Annotated in this window: 2 protein-coding genes; one reads left to right on the forward strand and one right to left on the reverse strand. The window is 74.8% G+C overall.

What is annotated here, in order from left to right:
• On the reverse strand, nucleotides 1-741 hold a 741-nt coding region (locus AC1DY2_RS19955), incomplete at its 3' end, for a serine dehydratase beta chain (protein ID WP_476763996.1).
• Nucleotides 742-868: 127 nt separating this feature from the next.
• On the opposite strand from AC1DY2_RS19955, the gene AC1DY2_RS19960 reads away from it, so the two are divergent.
• On the forward strand, nucleotides 869-1,139 hold a 271-nt coding region (locus AC1DY2_RS19960), incomplete at its 3' end, for a hypothetical protein (RefSeq protein ID WP_476763997.1).

The raw sequence follows: 1,139 nt of genomic DNA on the forward strand, positions 1-1,139 counted from the left end.
CACCTCGGGTGCGCGACGCTTCACGCCGAGCCCGCCCGGCAGCGTGCCCTCCGCGGCGAGCCCGTGCTCGACGCACTCGGCCATCGCCGCCCAGATCGCGTCGAGCCCGGCGTCGATGCCCTGCTCGCCGTGCACCGAGACCTCGTTGTACCGGGCGACATCGCAGAACGAGACGCCGTGCTCCTCGCAGAGCGCGAGCAGCTGGTCGGCGTTGTCGTAGGGCAGCGGATGCCGCAGCGCCTCGGACTCCTCGGGCGCGTCGCCGTCGCGCCGGATGAAGCCGCCGCCGACGGAGTAGTRCGTCTCCTCGAGGAGCGGGAGCGGCTCGTCCTCGTCCCAGGCCTGCAGCGTCATCGCGTTCGGATGGCCGGGAAGCCGGGTGCGCGGCTCGAGGCTCACGTCGCCGCGCGTCATCGTGATCGGCTGCCGCCCGGCGAGCAGCACCTCGCCGCCGTCGTCGCCGAGGCGGGTCCACGCGCCGCGCACGTCGTCGGGGTCGCAGTCGTCGGGCTTCCGGCCCGCGAGGCCCGCCACCACCGCGTCGGGCGTGCCGTGGCCGAGGCCGGTCGCGCCGAGGGAGCCGTAGAGCGAGCAGGTCACGCGGCTGACGCGGTCGAGGATGCCCTCGTCGGCGAGTCGCTCGGCGAACGCACGAGCCGCCCGCATCGGGCCGACGGTGTGCGAACTCGAGGGGCCGATCCCGATCGAGAAGAGATCGAGGGCTGAGACGAACGCTGTCACGGTTCAAGGCTACGCCGCCGATCGCGCACGCATCCGGCGTGCGGTCGCAGGATCCTGCGTCGGACGCCCGCGGGACGCACGCGCGGCGCAGGGCGTGCGACCGCCGCGTAGGCTGGATCGGATCCCCATGACTGACGACACCACCACCATGCTGCCCGCGATCGGGCCCGTCCTCCCGCACGAGTTCGCCGCGGAGGCCGACGTCATCGAACGCGCGTTCGCCGCCGGCCCCTACGGCCACCTGCCCAAGCACCCCGAGCGGCGCGCGTTCGAACGCGACACCGCGGGGCGCGCGGCATCCGGTGCCGTGCTCGTCGCGCGTCGCGACGGGGGCATCGTGGGCAGCGCGAGCGTGCTGCGCGCCGCGACGCCGTACTCGCGGGTCGCGGTGCCCGGCG

This window comes from Agromyces sp. P1_H4, assembly GCF_056405255.1.